18 protein-coding genes and 1 other annotated feature are annotated in these 22,880 nt (G+C 38.1%); of the genes, 15 read left to right on the top strand and 3 right to left on the bottom strand.

The window, feature by feature from the left end:
- The first annotated feature begins 289 nt into the window (after positions 1-289).
- Positions 290-525: a binding site (T-box leader), on the top strand.
- 69 nt (positions 526-594) lie between these two features.
- Positions 595-2,121 carry a 2-isopropylmalate synthase gene (locus EFD62_RS15875; protein WP_069194482.1) on the top strand — a complete coding sequence of 509 codons (1,527 nt, stop codon included), beginning with the start codon at positions 595-597 and terminating at the stop codon, positions 2,119-2,121.
- Positions 2,122-2,195: 74 nt separating this feature from the next.
- On the opposite strand, the gene EFD62_RS15870 is transcribed toward EFD62_RS15875, so the two are convergent.
- The gene (locus EFD62_RS15870) at positions 2,196-3,125 is read right to left on the bottom strand and encodes an alpha/beta hydrolase (protein ID WP_128706461.1); all 930 of its coding nucleotides are present in this window, start codon (positions 3,123-3,125) and stop codon (positions 2,196-2,198) included.
- 58 nt (positions 3,126-3,183) lie between these two features.
- Positions 3,184-4,512, bottom strand: coding sequence for a CCA tRNA nucleotidyltransferase (locus EFD62_RS15865; RefSeq protein WP_128706460.1), 1,329 nt, complete (start codon positions 4,510-4,512; stop codon positions 3,184-3,186).
- Between the two features lie 894 nt (positions 4,513-5,406).
- Here EFD62_RS15865 and EFD62_RS15860 point away from each other — a divergent pair.
- The 9 genes from EFD62_RS15860 (at position 5,407) to EFD62_RS15820 (ending at position 15,854) form a co-directional block, all read left to right on the top strand.
- Positions 5,407-5,700 (top strand): YerC/YecD family TrpR-related protein, encoded by a 294-nt coding sequence (locus EFD62_RS15860; RefSeq protein ID WP_069194479.1) that lies wholly within the window; start codon positions 5,407-5,409, stop codon positions 5,698-5,700.
- A gap of 114 nt (positions 5,701-5,814) precedes the next feature.
- The gene (locus EFD62_RS15855) at positions 5,815-6,225 is read left to right on the top strand and encodes a hypothetical protein (protein ID WP_128706459.1); all 411 of its coding nucleotides are present in this window, start codon (positions 5,815-5,817) and stop codon (positions 6,223-6,225) included.
- A gap of 65 nt (positions 6,226-6,290) precedes the next feature.
- On the top strand, positions 6,291-6,881 hold the full coding sequence (locus EFD62_RS15850) for a DUF5317 domain-containing protein (RefSeq protein ID WP_128706458.1): 591 nt from the start codon (positions 6,291-6,293) through the stop codon (positions 6,879-6,881).
- A 19-nt stretch (positions 6,882-6,900) separates the two neighbouring features.
- Positions 6,901-9,636, top strand: a complete 2,736-nt coding sequence (gene secA, locus EFD62_RS15845) for a preprotein translocase subunit SecA (protein ID WP_069194476.1) — start codon at positions 6,901-6,903, stop codon at positions 9,634-9,636.
- A 69-nt stretch (positions 9,637-9,705) separates the two neighbouring features.
- Positions 9,706-10,989 carry a bifunctional folylpolyglutamate synthase/dihydrofolate synthase gene (locus tag EFD62_RS15840; RefSeq protein WP_128706457.1) on the top strand — a complete coding sequence of 428 codons (1,284 nt, stop codon included), beginning with the start codon at positions 9,706-9,708 and terminating at the stop codon, positions 10,987-10,989.
- A gap of 114 nt (positions 10,990-11,103) precedes the next feature.
- Positions 11,104-12,261 carry a tetratricopeptide repeat protein gene (locus EFD62_RS15835; protein ID WP_128706456.1) on the top strand — a complete coding sequence of 386 codons (1,158 nt, stop codon included), beginning with the start codon at positions 11,104-11,106 and terminating at the stop codon, positions 12,259-12,261.
- 83 nt (positions 12,262-12,344) lie between these two features.
- Positions 12,345-13,496, top strand: coding sequence for a patatin-like phospholipase family protein (locus EFD62_RS15830; RefSeq protein ID WP_128706455.1), 1,152 nt, complete (start codon positions 12,345-12,347; stop codon positions 13,494-13,496).
- Positions 13,497-13,746: 250 nt separating this feature from the next.
- Positions 13,747-15,246, top strand: coding sequence for a threonine synthase (gene thrC, locus EFD62_RS15825; RefSeq protein WP_069194472.1), 1,500 nt, complete (start codon positions 13,747-13,749; stop codon positions 15,244-15,246).
- A gap of 239 nt (positions 15,247-15,485) precedes the next feature.
- The gene (locus tag EFD62_RS15820) at positions 15,486-15,854 is read left to right on the top strand and encodes a response regulator (protein WP_069194471.1); all 369 of its coding nucleotides are present in this window, start codon (positions 15,486-15,488) and stop codon (positions 15,852-15,854) included.
- A 141-nt stretch (positions 15,855-15,995) separates the two neighbouring features.
- On the opposite strand, the gene EFD62_RS15815 is transcribed toward EFD62_RS15820, so the two are convergent.
- On the bottom strand, positions 15,996-17,084 hold the full coding sequence (locus EFD62_RS15815) for a Gfo/Idh/MocA family protein (protein WP_069194470.1): 1,089 nt from the start codon (positions 17,082-17,084) through the stop codon (positions 15,996-15,998).
- Positions 17,085-17,533: 449 nt separating this feature from the next.
- Here EFD62_RS15815 and EFD62_RS15810 point away from each other — a divergent pair, with 449 nt between their 5' ends.
- The 5 genes from EFD62_RS15810 to EFD62_RS15790 all read left to right on the top strand — a co-directional run.
- Positions 17,534-19,039, top strand: coding sequence for an HD domain-containing phosphohydrolase (locus tag EFD62_RS15810; RefSeq protein WP_069194469.1), 1,506 nt, complete (start codon positions 17,534-17,536; stop codon positions 19,037-19,039).
- A 206-nt stretch (positions 19,040-19,245) separates the two neighbouring features.
- A complete protein-coding gene (locus EFD62_RS15805) occupies positions 19,246-19,689 on the top strand; it encodes an ACT domain-containing protein (protein WP_069194468.1) in 444 nt (147 codons plus the stop codon).
- Between the two features lie 13 nt (positions 19,690-19,702).
- A complete protein-coding gene (locus tag EFD62_RS15800) occupies positions 19,703-20,950 on the top strand; it encodes a homoserine dehydrogenase (protein WP_069194467.1) in 1,248 nt (415 codons plus the stop codon).
- Between the two features lie 159 nt (positions 20,951-21,109).
- A complete protein-coding gene (locus tag EFD62_RS15795) occupies positions 21,110-22,459 on the top strand; it encodes an aspartate kinase (protein ID WP_069194466.1) in 1,350 nt (449 codons plus the stop codon).
- A 133-nt stretch (positions 22,460-22,592) separates the two neighbouring features.
- Positions 22,593-22,880, top strand: a 288-nt coding sequence (locus EFD62_RS15790; protein ID WP_194087100.1) for a WXG100 family type VII secretion target, incomplete at its 3' end; no start/stop codon positions are given.

The following is a 22,880-nucleotide window of genomic DNA, read 5'->3' as shown; positions in this document are numbered from 1 at the left end:
AGAGAGTCGGGGTTGGTGAAAGCCGATACATTAGAGTACATATATAGCTCATCCCGGAGTTTTGATCCTGAAATAAAAGTAGGGGTTGACGTTAACTACGTTATAGTTTAGTACAAATAGTACTTAAAAATGAGAGTATGGTTGTTATTCATACTGAATCAGGGTGGTACCGTGGAGAGTAACCCTTCGCCCCTGCATATATTTGCGGGAGCGGAGGGTTTTATTAATTTAATAAGTTTATTCAAATGAAAATTAGTTCCGGAACGTGACTTAAAATTATATTAATATCGAAAAGACTATGAAGGGAATAAAATGTACTTGATTGTTACAGAGAGTCGGGGTTGGTGAAAGCCGATACATTAGAGTACATATATAGCTCATCCCGGAGTTTTGATCCTGAAATAAAAGTAGGGGTTGACGTTAACTACGTTATAGTTTAGTACAAATAGTACTTAAAAATGAGAGTATGGTTGTTATTCATACTGAATCAGGGTGGTACCGTGGAGATGACCCTTCGCCCCTGCATATCTTTGCAGGAGCGAAGGGTTTTTTGGTAGGTAAAAATAATTGTGTATTTAAAAGGAGGACAACAAAATGAAAAGAATCAGGATATTTGACACGACTTTAAGAGATGGTGAGCAAACACCAGGAGTAAATCTTAATATACAGGAAAAAGTAGATATTGCAAAGCAACTGGCACGTCTTGGAGTAGATGTTATTGAGCCGGGTTTCCCATTAACATCTCCGGGCGATTTTGAAGCTGTACAGAGAATTGCCAGAGAAGTTGAAGGGCCGTATATATGTGGTTTTTCAAGGGCAATTATAAGGGATATTGATGAGACATGGAAGGCGATAAAAGATGCTCAGAAAAAGTGCTTTCACATTTTTATATCCAGTTCGGATATACAAATTAAGCATCAGTTGGGAAAATCAGAGAAAGATGTACTTGAAATTGTAAAAAATACTGTATATCATACAAAGCAATATACCGACGAGGTAGAGTATTCGCCGATGGATGCTTCGAGGACGAGGATAGAGTTTTTGTATGAAGTTATCGAAGCAGCAATAGAAAACGGGGCAACAGTTATAAATATTCCGGATACAGTTGGATACTCAACTCCAATTGAGTTTGGAGAACTTATAAAAAACATTAGAAGTAATGTAAGAAATATTGATAAAGCTATAATAAGTGTCCATTGCCATAATGATTTAGGTATGGCGGCAGCCAATTCTATTGTTGCAGCCATGAATGGTGCCCAACAAATAGAATGTACCATCAATGGTGTCGGTGAAAGGGCAGGAAATGCTGCTTTGGAAGAAGTTGTTACCCACATTGAGGCAAGGAAGTCTTATTTGGGATTTGAAACGGGAATTGATCTTTCGCAATTATACAAAACAAGTAAAATCGTTAGTAGATATATGGGATTACCTATACCGGTAAATAAACCTATAGTCGGTAAAAATGTATTTACCCATGAGTCGGGAATCCATCAAGATGGTGTGTTAAAGGAAAGATCAACTTATGAGGTAATTGATCCAAAGGTTGTTGGTAGAGATGACAGCGGGATTCTTCTTGGTAAGCATTCAGGCAGACATGCGCTCAAGATAGAAGCCCAAAAGCTGGGATATGAGTTGGATGAGGAACGTCTCACTAGGCTGTTTAGCGATTTTAAAAAGCTTACCGACAGCAAAAAGAACATAACTACAGCGGATTTGGAGTCACTTATAACTGAACCTGTGGCGAAAGCTGTGGAAGAGACATATGTACTTGACAAGATAAAAGTTGTTAGCGGTAATATAGACACCCCTTGCGCAAAAGTAGTGATTAAAGATGCAGAGGGCAATATGATCGAAGCTGAACAAAATGGAAATGGACCGGTTGATGCTGTTTTTAAAGCTATAAATTCTGTTGTTAAGGAAGCGGAAAATCTCATATTATACAAATATAGCGTGTCGGCTGTGACAGAAGAAATGGATGCGTTAGGAGAGGCTTCGGTAACACTGAAGGCGAATGAAAGATTGTATACCGGTATAGGTACACATACCGATATAATCACTTCAAGTGCTATAGCCTATATTGACGCAATTAATAAATCTATTGCAGCAAAAGCAGGCAGGTAATAATTAAAAACTACAACCTTTATATCCTGTGATTTCCTGATGGAAACGGATGATATGAAGGTTGTAGTTTTATTTTAGGGCAAGGAATTCCTGCTATTCATCCATGTTGTTATATCTCCTATTACTTCCTCTCGGTTGAGTTCATTAATCAGTTCATGTCTTGCATCTTTGTAGAGCTTGTACTCGACATCTTTTATGCCGATTTTGCTATACTGCCGGGCAAGAGAGGGAATATCACTGCCCCAATGGCCTATAGGGTCTTTATCACCGGAAATGATAAATAGGGAGGTGTTTTTTGGTATTCTTTCAACGTTTTCTGTTCTGTGCACTTCCCTAAGGCCACATAAAAACTCATAGAAGAAATTGTTTGTGCAGGGGACACCGCAAAAAGGATCGTCTATAAATTCTTGAACTGCTTTATCATCTCTAGATAGCCAGTCAAAGTTGGTTTTGGGTCTGTCAATTTTAGTGTTAAAGTTCTTAAAAATCATTCTATTTATGTAATAACTTCTCTTTTTTTCTCCTCCTCTATTTATTAGCCTTTTAGCTATAAGAATGCCTGCATTAATAAGGAGTTTCTCATAAATACCGGTTCCGGCAACAATGGCACCGTCAATCCTGTTGGGGTACTCATACAAATATTGCCTTAATAAAAAGCTTCCCATGCTATGTCCGAAGAAAAATACAGGGATATGAGGATTTTCTTTCCGGATAATCTCTGTTAGTCTCCAAGAGTCTTCAATCATCAAATTCCAGCCGTTGTCTCCAAGATAAGTAAGTTGAACGGGAGTGTTAGCAGTTTCTCCATGACCCCTGTGATCGTTTGCATAAACCATGTACCCGGACTTGGAAAGATCCTTTGCAAAGCCTTCGTACCTTCCTGCATGTTCTCCTACACCATGGGCAATTTGCACAATACCCTTAATACTCCCCTTTGGGATCCAATTATAAACGAAGATATCAATGTTGTCTTTGGCCTTAAAGGTGAAGGTTTGAGAAATCATAAAGACACCTCGCACAAATTTTAGTTTTACAAAATGTCAAGGATATATATAACGACCACTATGTTCTGAAACGCTCTTTTTTTAGGTTTCCAATCGCCTCAATTAGCTTTTCTCTTGTGTTCATTTCAGGGGTATCGAGCACAATGTTATACAGTTCTTTTAGTATTATCCCTATTTCTCGGCTCTGCTCAAAACCCATTGCAATAAGATCATCCCCGTTTAGCGCAAGGTCCTTGAGGGTAAGGATTTGCCCTTCCTTTTCAATATCGAAAAAGATTTCCCTTATTTTGCTTAGCGCCTCAAGTCTTACTTCCAGATACTGAGGATTTTGTCCCTTTTTATCTGCTTCCTGAACCTTTAGAAGGTCTAGAAAAATATCTTTGCCAACGATACTTGCAGCCTTTCGTACCGGCTTGCAATACGGCTCAATACGCCGGTCATGGTGCTTTATGAGCCTTAGAACTTTGTTCATGGTTTTATTGTCAAATCTCAGCCTTTTCATTATTTTCTCTGCAATATGCACGCTTTTTTCGGGATGACCGTAAAAATGATCAATTCCATTTTGGTCAGTTGTTTTTACAACCGGCTTCCCAATATCATGAAAAAGCATAGTCCACCTTAAGACAAGATTGTTTTCAATATTTGCTATTGCTTTTAAGGAGTGCATTCCCACGTTATAAATATGATAAGGATGATTCTGCTCGGTATCGAAGCATCTTTCAAACTCCGGAAGCACAAATTTAAGAAGGCCGGTTTCCTTTAGAATGACAAAATTCATTGGTCTGTCCGAAGTCAGAATTTTTGACAGCTCATCCCGGATTCTTTCTTGACTTACTCCTTTTATCAGGTCGCAGTTTTCCTTTATGGATGAAAGAACCTGGCTGTCAATTTCAAACTCCAATATTGAGCTCAAACGTATAGCCCTTAGCATCCTTAGTGGGTCTTCGCGAAAACGGTCTTTGGCTGAACCTACTGCACGAATGATAGATTTTTCTATATCTTGGATACCGGAAAAGGGATCTATTATACCTTCGTTGGGATGGTAAGCTATTGCATTTATTGTAAAATCCCTTAACCGAAGGTCATCCTTTAGGGTAGCAGTGCTAATTGATGAAGATGATCTGAAGGTAGTAATTTCATAATTGTAGCTGTCTATGACGGCAGTAACTGTTCCATGTTTGATGCCTGTCTCAATAATTTTACCGAACATGAGCTTTACATTTTCAGACTGTGCATCGGTAGCGATATCCCAGTCTTTCGGCGCTTTGCCTAAAAGAGAGTCCCGGACGCAGCCTCCCACTAAATAAGCTTTAAAGCCATTTTGGTTAAGTGTATTAATAATATATGCCACATCTTGGGGCATATTAATTTGAATTCTGTTATTCATTGCTTTCTCCTCATGTGAAAAACTTATCTGTAATATTATTATACAACAATTTTGCAATAAACATTTTACATTGATTTTAGATATTGGTATCTAAATGAATATTTATTATAGGGCGAATTATTCATATTTTACGTATAGGATGTATATTTTAATACACAAATGGGAGACAAAAACAGTTGACTAAAGAATTGGAAATTAAATTATTTGGCCAATAGATAAAAAAAGACCCCGTGCATTCCAATGAGAGAAGGGAGAATGCAACGGGATTTAGGGGAGTAACTTTTAATAAAATTACTATAATTAATATACATCAAATTGCTAAAACATGAAACATAACGTGATAATATTACAAAATTCGACAAAATATTTTGCTAAAAGCATCAAAGTGAATTATGTAAATTAAGAAAATGTCACAGATAGTTGATTCAAGGGGGCTAAAAAGGCTATTTCTGGGCATAATACAGAACAAACGCACTAAAAGGTTTCAAAAAAATTTAGTTGAAAAAATTCGAAAGGCTATAGAAAAATATTGATTAGAAAAATACTAAGGAATAATTTGGTGGAATAATAGAAAAACAACAGTAAAATACCAGAATTAATTTAGTAAAATGACAATGAAAATGCTCCTTAGATAGGATAGAAAGAGCCTGCAAAAAAAAACCTCATTTATTACTATGAGGAAAAAAGAGTATTACAAATCTCAATTTAATTATAACATATATCGAAACTGAATTCTATAGTTTTTTTCATTTGTGTTACAGAATTATTACATTTATATTAAAAAACAAAAGGTTCAGGTATTAGCAAGGTTCTTGACTGTTTTTGAAAAACCTGATATTGTAATTTCAAAGGGATTTTGATTTTGCTTAGAATTTTACAGGAGTTGAGGCGGTTATGAACTCTAAAATTAAGGATGAGTTGACGGATAAGCTTTTTGAGGCCATCCTGCTCCTTGATAATATAGAAGAGTGTTATGATTTTTTTGAGGATATTTGTACTATTTCCGAGATAAAGGCCCTTGCTCAGAGGCTTGAAGTTGCAAGAATGCTAAGGGAAGGTAAAACATATACGGAGATAAGTGAGAGAACCGGAGCGAGTACTGCCACAATAAGCAGAATAAACAGGGCGTTAAATTACGGCGCGGATGGTTATAAAACCATTCTCGACAGAATGTACGATGAAAAGTAAGGTCTTTGCCAAAAGATAAAGCTACGTTTGTTTATGTAGTTGATTATATTTTCAAAATCAGATATTATTACTATATTGATAGATATATATTATAGATATAAGAGGAAGGTAAAAATGTTCAGAAGGCTTTTTATCAGCTTGCTGATTTTATCTACATTGACTTCGGACGGAACTGTAAATATAGCTGGATACCTGATTGACCTTTGCCAGTATGATGGGGCAGATTTGGATCTTATTATACTGGATAGCGGTATGCCCGAAAAGGATCTACTTGAAGATATTGAGGATAGTGACTTGCTTTCTTCGGTTGTCTGCTGCATAACTTATTCGGATAGTTCGGAAGAGGACAATAAAAACAATTATAGTTTCGTGCTTTTTAGTAGCGAGTTCAATTATAATCCTTATTTATATATTCCCTCAATACAATGGATTGGGGCAAAAAGCTCCTATTCTTGTGTCAGCAAGGATGTAAGTCTGTACATGTCGGATTTATCTCCTCCTGCATTTAGAGCTCATATCGCTTGATATGGGGATTTTTCTTGCGATTTTAAATAAGACATCTTAATAGTGTTTATGTGTGAGGTGATAGCTTGCTTTATCTAACTGTCGTAGTTTTAGCTTTTGTTCTGGCGCTGACAGTTCAAGGATTGAAAGGGAAGTTTTGTGGGTTCCCGGATATCAAACTTCGCAAAACATGGCTCGCAGTAGTTGCTTTTGCCCTGCAAACCATTACAAGGCTTTTGGGGATTAGAGGAGTAGAAAGTGCGGTAAAATACAGCTTTATTATTCAGGCTTTGGTATTTGCCTTATTGCTTGTCTGTCTCTGGTCCAATAGGGAATATGTCGGCCTGTGGTTTATCGGGCTAGGTGCATCTATGAATGGGCTGGTAATGCTTATAAACGGAGGGAGAATGCCGGTAAGTCTTGAGGCAATGCAAAAGGCCGGTATTAAGGAAGTGACTGATATGATATTGTCCGGGGCTGATAATAAACATGCTGTCATAAGTAGCACTACAAAGCTTAAGTTTTTAGCCGATGTTATCTACCTGCCCGGATTTATCGGACGAGGTATGGGGGTAGTAAGTATTGGAGATCTGGTTGTCGCATTGGGATTGTTTTTATTCATATATGAACTGTTTACGCGACCGATGATAGCATTAAAAAAGAAAAATGATCAATAATATATCTGGAGGTTTTTATATGTTTAAATTATTCGAAAAAGTGTTTGGAAGTTATAGCGATAGGGAACTTAAGAGGATTAAGCCCATTGTTGATAAAATAGATGAGTTGGAACCGCAAATGCAGGCACTCAGTGATGAACAGTTGAAGGCCAAGACACCTGAGTTTAAAAAGAGACTGGGCGAGGGAGAGACCTTGGATGATATTCTTCCGGAAGCTTTTGCAGTGGTGAGGGAAGCATCAAAGAGAGTTTTGGGGATGAGGCATTTTAGAGTCCAACTTATAGGAGGAATTGTACTTCATCAAGGTAGAATAGCCGAAATGAAGACCGGTGAAGGTAAGACTCTGGTCGCGACTCTTCCGGTATATCTGAATGCCCTTGAAGGAAAAGGAGTGCATGTTGTTACCGTAAATGATTATCTGGCAACTCGTGACAGTGAATGGATGGGAAAGCTGTATAATTTTCTGGGGTTAAGTGTTGGACTTATTGTTCACGGACTAAACAATGAGGAGAGAAGGCAGGCTTATAGCTGCGATATTACCTATGGGACCAACAATGAATACGGATTTGATTATCTAAGGGACAACATGGTTATTTACAAACAGGATATGGTTCAGCGGGATCTCCACTTTGCTATCGTGGATGAGGTTGACAGTATTCTGGTGGATGAAGCTAGGACACCTCTTATTATCTCCGGAGCTGGAGATAAATCTACAGACCTTTATACCAGAGCCGACGCTTTTGCCAAAAGGCTCAAGGTTAAAGTATTTACGGAACTGGACGACAAAGAGCAGACGGATGATATTGAAGCCGATTATATTGTGGATGAAAAGGCCAATACTGCAACTTTGACGGCTGGTGGAATGAGAAAGGCAGAGGAGTTCTTTGGAATTGGAAACCTGTCTGACCCGGACAACATGACCATATCCCATCATATAAATCAGGCATTAAGAGCCAATGGACTTATGAAGAAGGATAAGGATTATGTAGTAAAAGACGGCGAAGTAATTATTGTAGATGAGTTCACCGGACGTCTGATGTACGGAAGAAGGTATAGCAACGGCCTTCATCAGGCTATAGAGGCAAAAGAAGGGGTAAAGGTTGAAAGAGAAAGTAAAACCCTAGCGAGCATTACATTCCAGAACTATTTCAGAATGTATAAAAAGCTGTCCGGTATGACAGGTACTGCTCAGACTGAAGAAGAGGAGTTCCAGAGTATTTATAAACTGGATGTTATTGTAATACCTACAAACCTACCGGTGGCGAGGGTGGACCATCATGACAGCGTTTACAAGAATGAAAGAGGTAAGTTTAATGCCGTCATAGATCAAATAGTTGAGTGCAACAAAAAAGGTCAGCCGGTACTAATAGGTACCATATCCATTGAGAAATCGGAGCTTTTGAGCTCTATGCTTAAGAAGCGGGGGGTTTCCCATCAAGTGTTGAATGCCAAATACCATGAGAAGGAAGCCGAAATAATTGCTCAAGCGGGAAAATTGGGGGCTGTTACCATTGCAACCAACATGGCCGGTCGTGGTACCGATATTGTATTGGGTGGTAATGCTGAATACATGGCAAAGCAGGAAATGAGAAAGAAAGGCTTTAGTGAAGATATTATCAATCAAGCTACAGGATTTAATGATACCAATGATATGGAGATTCTTGAAGCGAGAAAAGTATACCGCGGGCTTTATGAAGGATTCAAGGAGATCACCAATGCCGAACGGGAAAAGGTGGTTGAAGCTGGCGGACTGTTTATTATAGGTACTGAGAGACATGAGTCAAGGCGTATAGACAATCAGCTGAGAGGACGTGCCGGACGTCAGGGAGACCCTGGAGAATCAAGGTTCTATATATCCTTGGAAGATGACTTGATGCGACTTTTCGGTTCGGACAGACTTACGGGAATGGTAGAGGCATTGGGATTGGAAGAGGATCAGCCTATTGAGCATAAAATGCTGACTGGTGCCATTGAAAATGCGCAAAAAAGAGTAGAAGGCAAGAACTTTGGCATAAGGAAGAATGTTCTCCAGTACGATGATGTTATGAACAAGCAGAGAGAAGTTATTTATGACCAGAGGAAAAAGGTACTAAATGGTGAAAACATTAAGGAAAGCATTATAAAGATGATGCATGGTATAGCAGACAATATCGTTAATCTGTTCTGCAGTGAAAATCCTCACCCGGATTTCTGGGATTGGGAAGGCATAATCTCTTATGCCGAAAAGGCTTTTGTTCCGGAAGGAACTCTGAATTTCCCTAAAGATGAGATGGAGGATCTCAATAAAGAAAAACTTAGGGAAGTAATAATTGACAGTATGCTCAAAAGATATGAGGAAAAAGAATGGGAATTTGGTTCGGAGCTTATGAGGGAGCTGGAAAGGGTTGTCCTTTTAAGGGTGGTAGACCAAAAATGGATGGATCATATTGATGACATGGAGCAGCTTCAGAATGGTGTAAGGCTTAGAGCCTTTGGACAGAAGGACCCTGTCATAGAGTACAAGATTGAAGGCTTTGAGATGTTTGAGGAAATGAACAGAAATATTCAGTCGGATGTGGTAAGAATAATACTGAATACGCATATTGACCGCAATCGCATGCCGCAGCGTGAGAAGGTGGCAGAACCTGTCACTGCTTCCCACGGTGGTGATGAAGTCAAGAAACCTGTAGTAAGAAAAAATAAGGTTGGACGAAACGATCCCTGCCCATGTGGTAGTGGCAAAAAGTATAAAAAGTGTTGCGGAATTGATGAGTAGTCTTATGAGGGGTTTTGCAAAAGGAGCATAACCCCTTTTTGCAAAGCTCAAATGGCTGGAGGTAAAAATATGAATTATGGACAGGCATTGGAATACATACACGGAGCACTGAAGTTTGGCATAAAGCTTGGTCTTGATAACATTCAAGAACTTCTTGAATTGATGGACAATCCGCACAAGAAACTTAAATATGTACATGTTGCCGGGACTAATGGAAAAGGTTCAACCGTTGCTTTTATCAGCAGTATACTGAAGGAATCCGGTTATAGAGTGGGTATATACACCTCGCCGTATATTGAGCGTTTTACAGAAAGAATTAGAATTAACAGCGATGAAATCTCAAAGGAAGATCTGGCCAGAATCACCCAGTATGTAAAGGAAAAAGTTGAGTTGATGGCCTTACGGGGAGGAAATCATCCTACAGAATTTGAGATAGTAACGGCAATTGCTTTTCAATATTTTTATGAAAAGGGTTGCGATATTGTTGTGCTGGAGGTGGGGCTTGGAGGAAGATTTGATTCTACCAATATAATAGATGCCCCTTTGGCGGCGGTTATAACCACTATAAGTTATGACCATATGGCACGGTTGGGAAATACCCTCGAAAAAATAGCTTTTGAGAAGGCGGGAATTATAAAGTATGGTACCGATGTGGTGTTATATCCTCAAGCGCCGGAAGCAGACAGGGTTTTTGAAGAGGTGTGCCGCGAAAGAGATTCCCGACTGCACAGGTTATTTTTTGAATCTGTTAACATAAAAGACTTTTCGATAGATGGGCAGGAGTTTGACTATGGAGAATTTAAGTCTTTAAAGATAAGACTTTTGGGAGAGCATCAGGTAAAAAACGCTGTGGTGGCTCTTGAGGCGGCTCTGATTCTAGCACAGAAGGGCTACAGTATTTCCGAGGATTCGATAAGAAAAGGGTTGTCTGATGCAAAATGGCCCGGAAGGCTTGAGCTTCTAAAGAAAGAACCGATATTTCTTATTGATGGAGCTCACAATGCTGAAGGTGCGCAAACACTTTCTGGGTTTTTAAAAACATATTTCCCACACAAAAAAATAGTATTTATTATAGGTATTTTAAAAGATAAGGACTATATGGCAATGATAGAGGAGTGTGCACCTCTTGCGGAGTACATAATTGCTGTGTCGCCCAACAGCGATAGAGCTTTACCCGCAAAAGCGCTCGCACAAAGTTTAGAATGCTATTGTAAAAATGTATTAATAAGTGATACAATTGTAAATGCAGTTGCAAAAAGTCTTGATATTACTCCAAAGGATGGTTTGATTTGTGCCTTTGGCTCACTGTATTATATCGGTGAGGTACGGAACATGCTATTAAGCCTCGAATAATGAATTGAATAAGTGGTGTAAAAGTGTTATTTATAAGTTATTCGTTTCACAAGGCGGTGGAGTACGATTGAATGAAATGGAGTTCCAATAAAAATTAATGCGGGGGTTAATTTTATGATGGATTTCAAAAATGAGCTTCAAAATTATTCAATGATTGATTTGGATAGGTTATCGGAATCAAACCCGAACATACCTGATAATATAAAAAACTCTATACTGCTCTATAATAAAGCTCTAGAGGATTTTCGTGCAAAGAGCGAGGATATAGCCATAATTGAGCTTAAGAAGGCTATTTCGCTAAATCCGGATTTTCATGAAGCAATAAATTTATTAGGTATCTTTTATATGTATATCGGAGAAAACGATAAAGCTGCCCAAACCTTTCAAAAGGTTATAGATGCTGAAAAAAACAGCATAATGGCGATGAAATATTTAAAGGAAATCGATTCCGATTACGAGCCTTATATAAATAAACGGGAAAAGGATAAAAAGGTCAAGAATAAAAGGGGCAGGAATAGAACGTCAAATCAGCTTTCGGACGGAGTTGGTAACAAGAGCATTTCCCCATTTTCTCTCAAGAAATTAGTGAAAATATGGGAATACAAACCCATGGATACGGCAAGGTTGTTGATGGGTTTTATATTTGGTGTCCTACTTGTTTTTCTCCTAAGCTATAAGTATTACTTTAGAGAAGAGGATAATGGGCCGTTAAATCAATTAATGGCGGAAAACAAAGCAGTAATTGAACAAAGGGATGAAATTGAGAGAAAATACAATGAATTAGATGAAAAATATCAGGGATTAAACGGTAAGTTTGAAGAAGTGAAGAAACAGGTTGACTATTATTTAAATACTTCTAAACTTCTTGAAATTGAGAAATATGTATCGGAAAACAAATACCGTGAAGCGGCCGATCTGATATTGTTATTGAAAAATACTAACTTTACCGGAATTGAGAAGGAAAAGTATGATAAATTGTCACAGGATATCATGCCAAAAGCTGCCCAAGATGAGTATAATCAAGGAAGAGAGTTGTACAATAGAAAGAATTACCAGGAAGCCGTTGAGAGGTTTGAAAGGTCCCGGTCTTACAGTGGCAATTGGAGGTATTCGGTAAATAATCTCTATTATCTGGGAGTATGCTATCAGGAGCTCAATAACAGCACAAAAGCTCTAGAAGTGTTTGAGGAGATTGTAAATAAATATCCGACAACTGCATATGCAGGATATTCGAAGGATCGTATAAACCAAATACGCAACACTCAGCAATAAAGACAAAAAATCCTAGATTAATATTTATTGATTTTAAATAATATATATAACTTAGTTATAATCCTTTGAGAGGCAGTTTTAGCATGAATAAAGACAGAAGACTGGCAAATCTTGTATTGGGGGGCGGAGGAGTACGAGGCATTGCATATATTGGAATGTTTGAAGTGGCAGAAGAAAAAGGATTCTATTTTAAAAATATTGCAGGGGTGTCTGCTGGGGCTTTGGTTGGGGCTTTTATGGCCGCAGGATATGACCCTTGTGAATTGAAGAAAATATTGTATGAGTTTGAGTTTCAAAAAATAAAGCTAACTGATATTTCCCGGGAAATACCGGTGATAAAAAAATATATAGAATATAATTCCAGAAGTACATTTCAGAGTAACAAGAATTTTAGGAGTTTTCTAAATATGCGAACCGCAGATGGGGAAGATCATTGCAATTATACAAATTATTACAAGTATACTGAAAAGGATGAGGAGTTTACAGGGTACAGAAGGGATTTATTGAAGAATATTGTCGCTTACAGCAAACAAGGATGTCTTTTTGACGGAGACTATCTTGAAGAATGGGTATATAAAATACTAAGGAGAAAAGGCATAAAGACCTTTGCCGATTTGAGGGCGGGCAAACCCGACTGGTCAAATCCAAACGGTTACAAGGTCAGAATGACGGCAGTGGATGCAAATCGCGGAAGAATTGTAGTTCTCCCGGATGATATGTCCTATTACGGCATAGAACCGGATCGACTCGAAGTGGCAAAAGCTGTAAGGATGAGTACCAGCGTTCCCTTTGCTTTTAAGCCGGTGGAAGTCTTTAGAAAGGATGGCAGTAGTACAAAAAAGCATTACCTGATTGACGGTGGGGTATTGGATAACTTTCCCGTATGGCTTATTCAGCCTTCCGTATCAATTCCGTTGATAGCCTGTGAGTTGAGGGGAAAGAATAAAGTGCTTAACGTTTTCACACCTCTTAACATACTAAAAGGTCTTATATCTGCTGTACATGATTTCGGTATTCCCAGCACAAAGCAATACAAAAACAGCTTTCTCGTGAGCATTAATACAGGGGATATCTCTTTTCTGGATTTTGAATTAAGCGACAAGGAAAAAAAATATCTTATTGATGCCGGGAGGATGGGTGCTCTTTATACGCTCCGAAGAGTATTCCGAGAAAAATATATGCAAGGATGCGGTTTTATTTGCGTTTTGAGGAGGATTCTGGGATTGTATAATTGATTATAGTTATTTTATAGATTTGTAGAAAATATTCTTTATTTTTTTTGAAATTTATTATATTATTAAAGTTAGTAAACAATCTGCTGATCCATTTTATTGTGCATTATATCTTGTGATTTATAAATAAATTATCGGCTTGGTTTTTCACTTGTACTGTGCTTCCAAACGTACTTAACTTTGTTATTGGATGATAGAATTGTTTTGTACGATTTAGAGTATATACGATTTACAATATTTAGGAGGAAATGAAATGTATTATGAGAGTACACGAGGGGGATTAAAGTCTGTATTATCCGCTGAAGCTATAAAGAGGGGTATAGCGCCTGACGGCGGCCTGTTTGTTCCCGAAAAAAACATAAGTCTTACCAATGACGAAATAAGCGCCATGGCTGATATGAGTTATCAGGAAAGGGCGTTATATATATTAAAGCACTATCTTACCGATTACTCCGATGAAGAAATCGCAGATTGCGTTTATAGTGCCTATACCGATGAGAAGTTTGGGGATAAAAGGATAGCTCCTTTGACTCGACTTAATGAAAATGTCAACATCTTGGAGTTGTGGCACGGACCTACATGTGCGTTCAAGGACATGGCTCTTCAAATTTTGCCCCATTTCCTTGTAAAGGCAGTCAGGAAGACTGGCGAGACCAGCGAAATTGTAATTTTGGTTGCAACCTCCGGAGATACCGGAAAAGCTGCTTTAGAGGGATTTAGGGATGTTGAAGGTACAAGGATAATTGTGTTTTATCCGCAGGACGGTGTAAGCCAGGTTCAGAAGATGCAAATGGTTACGCAGGAGGGTAGAAATGTTTGCTCCATAGGAGTGGAGGGAAATTTTGACGACGCTCAAAACGGAGTAAAAGCAATTTTTACCGATGAAAGTCTTAAGCTCAAGATGGAGCAGGAGAGTTTTAAATTCTCATCAGCCAATTCCATTAACTGGGGAAGGCTTGTACCTCAAATAGTATATTATTTTTCGGCATATGCGGATATGCTAAAAAGCGGTGAAATAAATCAAGGAGACAAGATTAACTTTGTTGTTCCTACGGGGAACTTCGGAAATATTCTTGCGGCTTTCTACGCAATGCAAATGGGACTTCCTGTAAACAGACTCATTTGTGCTTCCAACGACAATAATGTTCTGACCGACTTTATCAATACGGGAGTATATGACAAGAACAGGGAGTTTAAGAAGACCATTTCGCCTTCGATGGACATATTGATATCAAGCAATTTGGAAAGGCTCCTTTTCGAGCTTACCGGACATGATCCCGCTCCAATAAACGATTGGATGGACAGTTTGAGAGAGTCCGGCAAATATAGTGTTGATTCTGCAGTAAAGAAAAGAATATCCGAAATATTCTGGGGAGGATATTCAAGTGAGGTCGAGACTCTAAAGACCATAGAAGCAATATACAAGGAATACGGATATGTTATTGATACCCATACTGCTGTCGGTGTTGATGTTTATGATAAGTATGTAATTTCAACCGGTGATATGACAAAGACGGTTATTGCATCAACAGCAAGCCCCTTCAAGTTTAACGAGAGTGTGGTAAAGGCAGTACTGGGGGATGAAGCATTAAAGGGAAAAACGGAATTTGAACTCCTTGATATTTTGTCTAAGGAGTGCAAGCTTAAGATACCGGTAGGGTTGAAAGATTTGGATAAGAAGCCTGTTCTTCACAAACAGGTTTGTGGCAAATTTGATATGAAACAGCAGGTTGAAGACATCCTTGGATTATAACAATTGATTAATTTTCGGGTTTCACTTATGTGAAACCCGAGTCCAATCAAGATTGCGCTTATAATGTAAAGAATTCGTAATATAGCATTTCATGATTTATTTCTAAAATCTCAGTCAAATAATCCTTCATTTTCATAAAATAATATTTAGAGGGAATTAATAAAGACTATTTTTGTATAGATATATAAATAAAAATACAAATAGAAAAATAAATAAAAAGAATAGAGGTGTTGTGCAGGATGGAGAAGACAAAAATACTAGTCGTTGATGACGCCTTTTTTATGAGGAAACTTTTGGGCAATACCCTAAAGGATATTGGGTATAGCAATATTGAGTTTGCTCAAGATGGTTATGAAGCTGTTGATAAGGCCAAAGAAATGCAGCCTGAGGTTGTGACCCTTGATGTTTCAATGCCGGGTATGGATGGACTTGAGGCAATTAAGAAGATTTTACAGGTGAGCTCAGACAGTAAAATAATAATGGTATCGGCAGTAACATCTGACCGAGTGATACGACAGGCCATAAAACATGGAGCGGTAGGTTATATTCCAAAGCCCTTTAGCCGAAAGGATGTGGAAAATGGCCTTAAACAGCATATACATACATAAAACGAAAGATAAGAAATACTGATAAATTTTATGGGCGCATCTATAAATTTTAAGAAAAAATGCGCCCATTTATTTAGCCTTTTGGAGTGAAATGAAAGAGGCAAAAGCGGAGGAACTCCATGTCCCGAGCTTTTATGGCTACTACTGAAGGAAAGGATGTATCTTTATTTCATCATCTGCAAATCCTAACTGTCTTGAGGGGGCTGCTTCGTCCACATACATAATTTCCTTAAGAGATATTGAATCCAAAATATCAAAAACCATTTTGACATCTCCATACTCCATCTCGGGGGTTACAGATATTTGCTCTGTGCCGTTTATTGCGTTGTAGTAGTTTAGGAGCTCATTATAAAATCCCCTTTCCGGTGTAAAGTTTACAAGCTCCGAAGTGCCATCATGATATGACACATTTATTATTCCGCATTCTTTGTCTTCAAGATATATTTCGCCTTTGGTACCGAAAATTCTAAAACCTACCGCAGGCTTTTGAGTTTCAACTCCCGATGGATAGTACGTATAATAGCCAATAACCCCGTTTTTGAAGAGAATATTGGTATTTACCGATACATAGGGATTAAAGTCTTTTGACTGTGGTTTTCCAAAGGCTTGTACACATTCAACAGCTCCGAAAATATGCCTCATTGCCGCAATATCATGTACAGCGGCATCTAAAAAAGCACCTCCGAAATATTTGGGATGCTGTCTCCACTCGGTAGCAGCAAAGGTGTCCTTCGTCATTTCACATGGGAAACATGATATGTTGTTCTTAATAAAATATACCACATCTCCGATTTTTCCACTGTTTACAATATCCCTGATTTTATTGTTCTCATCATTGTATCTGTAGTTTTCAGCTATCATAATCTTGACATTGTACTTTTTTGAGAGCTCCAAATATTTTTTTGCATCTTCCCTGTTTGAGGCAAGAGGTTTTTCACAAATAAAGTCCCTGCCTGTCTTTGCAACCGCTTCCGAAACCGAGTAGTTGGATTCTATAGGGACAAGAATGTCTACTGCATCTATATCCTGCCTTTTTAGCATTTCATTGTAATCATCGTATACGTTATTCAAGTCAAGATTTATTTTCCCGGCGAATTCTTCGGCATCCTTCCGGGTTCGGTTGCATAATGCAACTACTTCATATTTATCCTCGAGTTCTTTAATAGCAGGATAATGAAGTCTTTCCCAGGCCATTCCCGTACCTATTACAGCAAGACGAATTTTATCCATTTCCTACCTCCTGTTATTTTGCTCGAATACTTTTGCATTGCTTTTTTTAAAAGCAACGCAAGCATCTTGATAATATTATCTCGAATAAAAATTTAATTTATTCGAAGGATGTCCTGACTACTTAAGTTCAAAATTTCTTAGAAAAATATTATCTGTAATAAATCTTGTGAAAAAGTCGATATATTTATTAAATAATAAAGATGTTTGAAGTTTATATAGCGAGGCGAGAAAGGTCCCTCACTTCTATAAGTGATGATTATAGATTTGTCTTTCAGGCGGAGGGCTATCTTGGGCTTCGTTGAAAAACCGCTGAGGTAAGGAAATTTTACTACAACCGGAAAATTTTCTTTGAACCGAGGTGTTATAATCATTCTGAATTTAACGTATTTAGTTTGATTTTATGATAAAAGTTTTGCATCGTGGATTTGAGCTTTAAGGGAGGGTATGGTGTGAGAAAAACCAGGATTGAAACGTCCTCGGACATTAAGATAATTGTGGTTGATGATGAAAAAGGTATATTGGATTCTTTATCGGTAATCATAAAGCGTTTGGGATATCAGTATGCGGGAGTAAACAATCCTCTTGAAGCAATTGAGAGGGTCAAAGAAGAAGATTTTGACCTTATGATACTGGATTTTTTGATGCAGCCCATACTCGGGGACAAAGTGGTAGAAGAGATAAGAAAATTCAATAAGGACATATATATACTGCTTCTAACCGGTTATAAGGATGCAGCTCCTCCGCTTAAGGCAATAAAATCCCTTGATATACAGGGATATTGTGAAAAAGCTGATAATTTTGACCAGTTGATACTTCTAATAGAATCTGCAGTCAAATCAATCAATCAGAAAAGAACTATCAAGACTTTTAAAGACGGGTTGAATAAAATTCTTGATACTGCACCGGATATATATCGGCTTAAGTCAATAAATGAATTGCTTGAGGAAGTTCTCACTCATATAATGTCATTTGCCAAGTGTAAAAATGCATTTATTATCATCGATAACTTTATTTGGAACAACAAAAATGAAAGCCTTTTTAAAGGAATGGGTACGTATGATGTAAGTCTAGATAAGTTTATTGAGATGCTTGAACCATCCTTCTTGGAGGAAATGGGACGTACCAGAGCTTCGAAACAGGTTGTTAATCTTGAAAAAGGAATTATCCTTCCTATTATGAGCGACACTATCCAGACCCTTGGGGTTGTTTATCTTGAGACTAATCAGGTTCCCGTTGAAATGGAACTTCTTAAGATATATGTAGCGCAGGCGGCTACATCAATAAATAACGTATACCTTCATTCTGTTGTAAGCATGAAAAACGACGAGTTGGACAGAACATACAACGAGCTTAAACAAAGATACATGGATGCAATACAGGTTTTGCGTCTTGCGGTTGATGCAAAAGATGTGTATACGAGGGGACATTCTGACAGAGTAGCATATTATGCTGTTAAGATAGGCAAAAGCTTCAATTTGGATGAAGAATCATTGGAAAAGCTTAAAACAGCAGGCATTTTCCACGATATAGGGAAGATAGGGATTGCCGATGACATTCTGTTTAAGACTGATAAGCTGAATGATGGCGAATACTCGGAGATTAAAAAGCATCCTTTAAAAGGTGCTAACATATTATCGGCAGTTTCCATGTTTAAGGATATTGTTCCTCTGGTGAAATACCATCACGAAAGGATAGACGGACGCGGTTACCCCTTTGGACTTAAGGGAGATGAAATACCTTTTCTTGCAAGAATCGTATCCGTAGCAGATGCCTTTGATGCCATGACCTCCGACAGACAGTACAGATCCAAGCTGAATCTGTCAGAAGCAAAAAATCAGATTATAGCCAATTCCGGAACTCAATTTGATTCTGAGGTGGTTGAAAAATTTTTGGTACTGCTGGATGATTACGAAACCATGCAAAAGGAGATAGAGTATACTTTTGGCCCAAAATAGTGCAATATTAAGTGTTATGTGAATAAGGTTTAATGTACAAAGCATACATAAAAGTCGGAGAACATTAAAAGTGGGAAAATACCCTAATTATGGGGTATTTTTTTGTTTATTAAATTTTTAACAAAGCTCTTGAAATTATTTTTCGATTATGATACTATTACACAATAGAAATACACTTGTTCATATCACAAGGACACGGAGGGAGTATGAAGAACACATCGAAATATTATTTGGTGGATGCTTCAGTTCTACCGGAGGTTTTTCTAAAGGTTGTTGAAGCGAAAAAGATATTGTCGAGCGGAACAATCAAAAATGTAAATGAGGCAGTCCGTAAAGTCGGTATCAGCAGAAGTGCCTATTATAAGTACAAGGATCATATATTTCCTTTTTATGAGACTTCGCGGGGAAAGGTTATAACTCTTTTTTTTACTGTGGAAGATTATGCCGGAATCCTGTCTAGTATTATAAATAGGATTGCCGATTCTAAGGCAAACATTATAACTATTAATCAAAACATACCTATAAACGGTTTGGCAGACGTTACTATTACAATCGAGACGGGACAGATGATAAGGGATATAAAAGACTTACTGGATGATATAAGCAATATTGAGGGTGTTAAAAGACAGGAAATTCTTGCAAGAGAATAGAGGAGGTTTTTTTATGATTAATATAGCAGTGTTGGGATATGGAGTAGTCGGCTCAGGAGTTGTTGAGATTATCAAAAAGAACAGCGTCAGTATATCCAAAAAAGCAGGTCAAGAGATTTGTGTAAAAAAGATACTAGATATAAGAGATTTTTCGGACAGCCCTGAAAGGGATTTGTTCACAAAGAACGCAGATGAAGTTTTCGATGACCCGTCAATAGGCATAGTAGTTGAGACTATCGGCGGGATAGGTGCTGCGTATAAATTTACAAAGGAGGCTTTAAGCAGAGGAAAAAGTGTTGTAACCTCGAACAAGGAGTTGGTTGCAACCCATGGCCCCGAGCTTTTAAAGCTTGCAAAGGAGAATGGGGTAAACTACCTGTTTGAAGCAAGTGTAGGAGGGGGAATTCCCATTATCAGGCCTCTAAACCGTTGTCTTGCTGCAAATGAAATGTACAGTATAATTGGAATACTCAATGGGACAACAAACTATATATTAACTCAGATGAAAAAACAGGGGAAAGATTTTGATGAGGCTTTAAAAGAAGCACAGATGAAAGGATATGCAGAAGCAGATCCTACTGCAGATATTGAAGGGCATGATGCCTGCAGGAAGATTGCCATACTCTCATCCATTGCATACAATGAATTTGTTGATTACAAAAAAATACATACGGAAGGTATAACAAAAATAAGCCTTACTGATATGAAATATGCCGAAAGCATGGATTCAACCATTAAACTTATCGCCATCAGTGAGAAGATTGGAGACGGCATTATGGCAAGAGTAAGTCCTGCGATAGTAAATAATAGCAATCCCCTTTACAGTGTCGAGGATGTATTTAATGCAATTGTTGTAAAGGGCGATGCGATTGGAGAAGCAATGTTTTATGGTCCGGGAGCAGGAAAGCTTCCTACAGCAAGTGCGGTTGTGGCAGATGTGATTGAAATTGTGAAGCACTGGGGTACTTGCGGTAGTTATGACTGGGTTGTAAAAGACGGCGGCAACGTTATTGATCTGGGAGACACTAGGACAAGGTATTTTGTAAGACTTAAGGTGGAAGATGAGTCTGAAGCCAGAAAAGCGGTGGAAAATACTTTTGGAAACGTTGAGTGGATAAAAGCGTGCAACGTAAGTGTAGAGAGCGAAGTGGCATTTGTTACTGCCGATGGATTGGAAAAAGAACATCTCAATTCTCTTGAGTTGCTTAGAGAGAATAAAGCTGTAAAGCAGGTGGCGAATACCATAAGAGTCTTGGATTAATATTATTTACAGGTGCATATTAACATAAATAAAGTTAGATAATTATAATAATAGTAGGAATAATTATTTTGTGTAAAAAGTCCGCAATAAATGCAGGACATGGAGATTTGGACTATACTGTTGCAGTTATTGCATAAATGTGAATTGGAGGTTTTAATTATGAAAGTTGCTAAATTTGGTGGTTCGTCATTGGCCGATGCAAATCAAATAAGAAAAGTATGTGATATTATTTTAAGTGATAAGGATAGACGTCTGATTGTTGTTTCTGCGCCGGGCAAGCGCAGTAAGGAAGATATAAAGGTTACAGATCTCTTGATTGCCTTAGCAGAGAAGTATTACAAAGATGGAAAAGCGGATGCTGAGCTTGACGCTGTTATTAATAGATTTGACGATATTGTAAAAGGTCTTGAACTTTCTTCTGATGTTACAGAAGTAATTGCCGATGACCTCAAGAGACGTCTTGAGTGCAGTAAGGGCGATAGGGAGAAGTTTATGGATACTATGAAAGCGGCTGGAGAGGACAATAATGCTAAAGTGGTTGCTTCTTATCTTATAAGTAGAGGAATTGATGCTGAGTATGTAAATCCCCGAGATGCGGGACTTTTGCTCAGCGAAGAATACGGAAATGCAAGGGTATTGCCGGAGTCTTACGAGAATTTAAAACTTTTGCGGGAAAGAAATAAATTAATGATTTTCCCGGGCTTTTTCGGATATTCAAAGAATGGAGACGTTGTAACATTCCCGAGGGGAGGTTCGGACATAACAGGGGCAATACTTGCAGCGGCATTAAAGGCTGATGTGTATGAGAACTTTACGGATGTTGACTCGGTTTTTGCTGCGAATCCGAACATCATTGATAATCCAAAACCGATTTCAACCTTTACATACAGAGAAATGAGAGAGCTTTCTTATTCCGGTTTTTCAGTGCTTCATGAGGAGACCCTTGAGCCGGTTTATAGAATGGAGATTCCTGTATGTATAAAAAACACCAATAACCCAACTGCACCGGGAACTACTATTGCTCCGACAAGAAAACTAGACAATGGACCTGTTATAGGAATAGCAAGCGGTACTGGTTTTTGCAGCATTTATATAAGCAAATATATGATGAACAGAGAAATTGGCTTTGGTAGAAAAGTGCTTAGTATTTTGGAAGATGAGGGACTTTCCTATGAGCATATTCCTTCCGGAATTGACAACATGTCCATTGTCATTGAACAAAAGCAGCTTGACAAAGTTAAGGAAGAACGTGTTGTGAAAAGGATAAAGGATGAATTGAAGGTTGATGATATAAAGATAGAATATGACCGTGCCCTAGTCATGATTGTTGGTGAAGGTATGATGAGCACAGTAGGGATTGCGGCAAGGGCTCTAACTGCTTTGGCAAAAGCCAATGTAAACATAGAAATGATAAACCAAGGTTCATCGGAAGTAAGCATGATGTTTGGTATAAAGGCTGTGGATAGTGTTACGGCGGTTAAGGCGCTGTACGATGAGTTTTTCAACTAAATTCTATTTTTGAGTCTAAAGGGTTGTGACTTGAGTCATAACTCTTTTTTTAATTGAATTTTTAAGCAACTAATGGTATAATCTTCATAATTAATATTAAATTAGTTTTGTAAGTAGGGGGCTGAAATTAGATATGCAGATAAAAATAACGCCTGAAGAGATGACAAGGATAGCTAGCAACATAAAACAATTATCCGACAAGTTTGAGGATATAGCACAGGATGTAAAAAGAATAGCAAGATCCATTGACTGGGAGCTTAGAAGCAGAGAAGGAATAGATGGTAAGGCATCGACGGCTCAAGCATCGGCAAAAAAGATAGCCGACGGATTCGACACAATGTCAAAAGACCTCATAATGGCAAGAGATCGATTGATAGATGCAGACAATAAGGCTGCGTCCAAAGCGAGAAAGATGAAGACT

The sequence above is a fragment of the Acetivibrio mesophilus genome, from assembly GCF_004102745.1.
Lineage (GTDB): Bacteria > Bacillota > Clostridia > Acetivibrionales > Acetivibrionaceae > Hungateiclostridium > Hungateiclostridium mesophilum.
The sequence above is the reverse complement of the archived record's forward strand: the minus strand, read 5'-3'. Positions and strand labels throughout refer to the sequence as shown.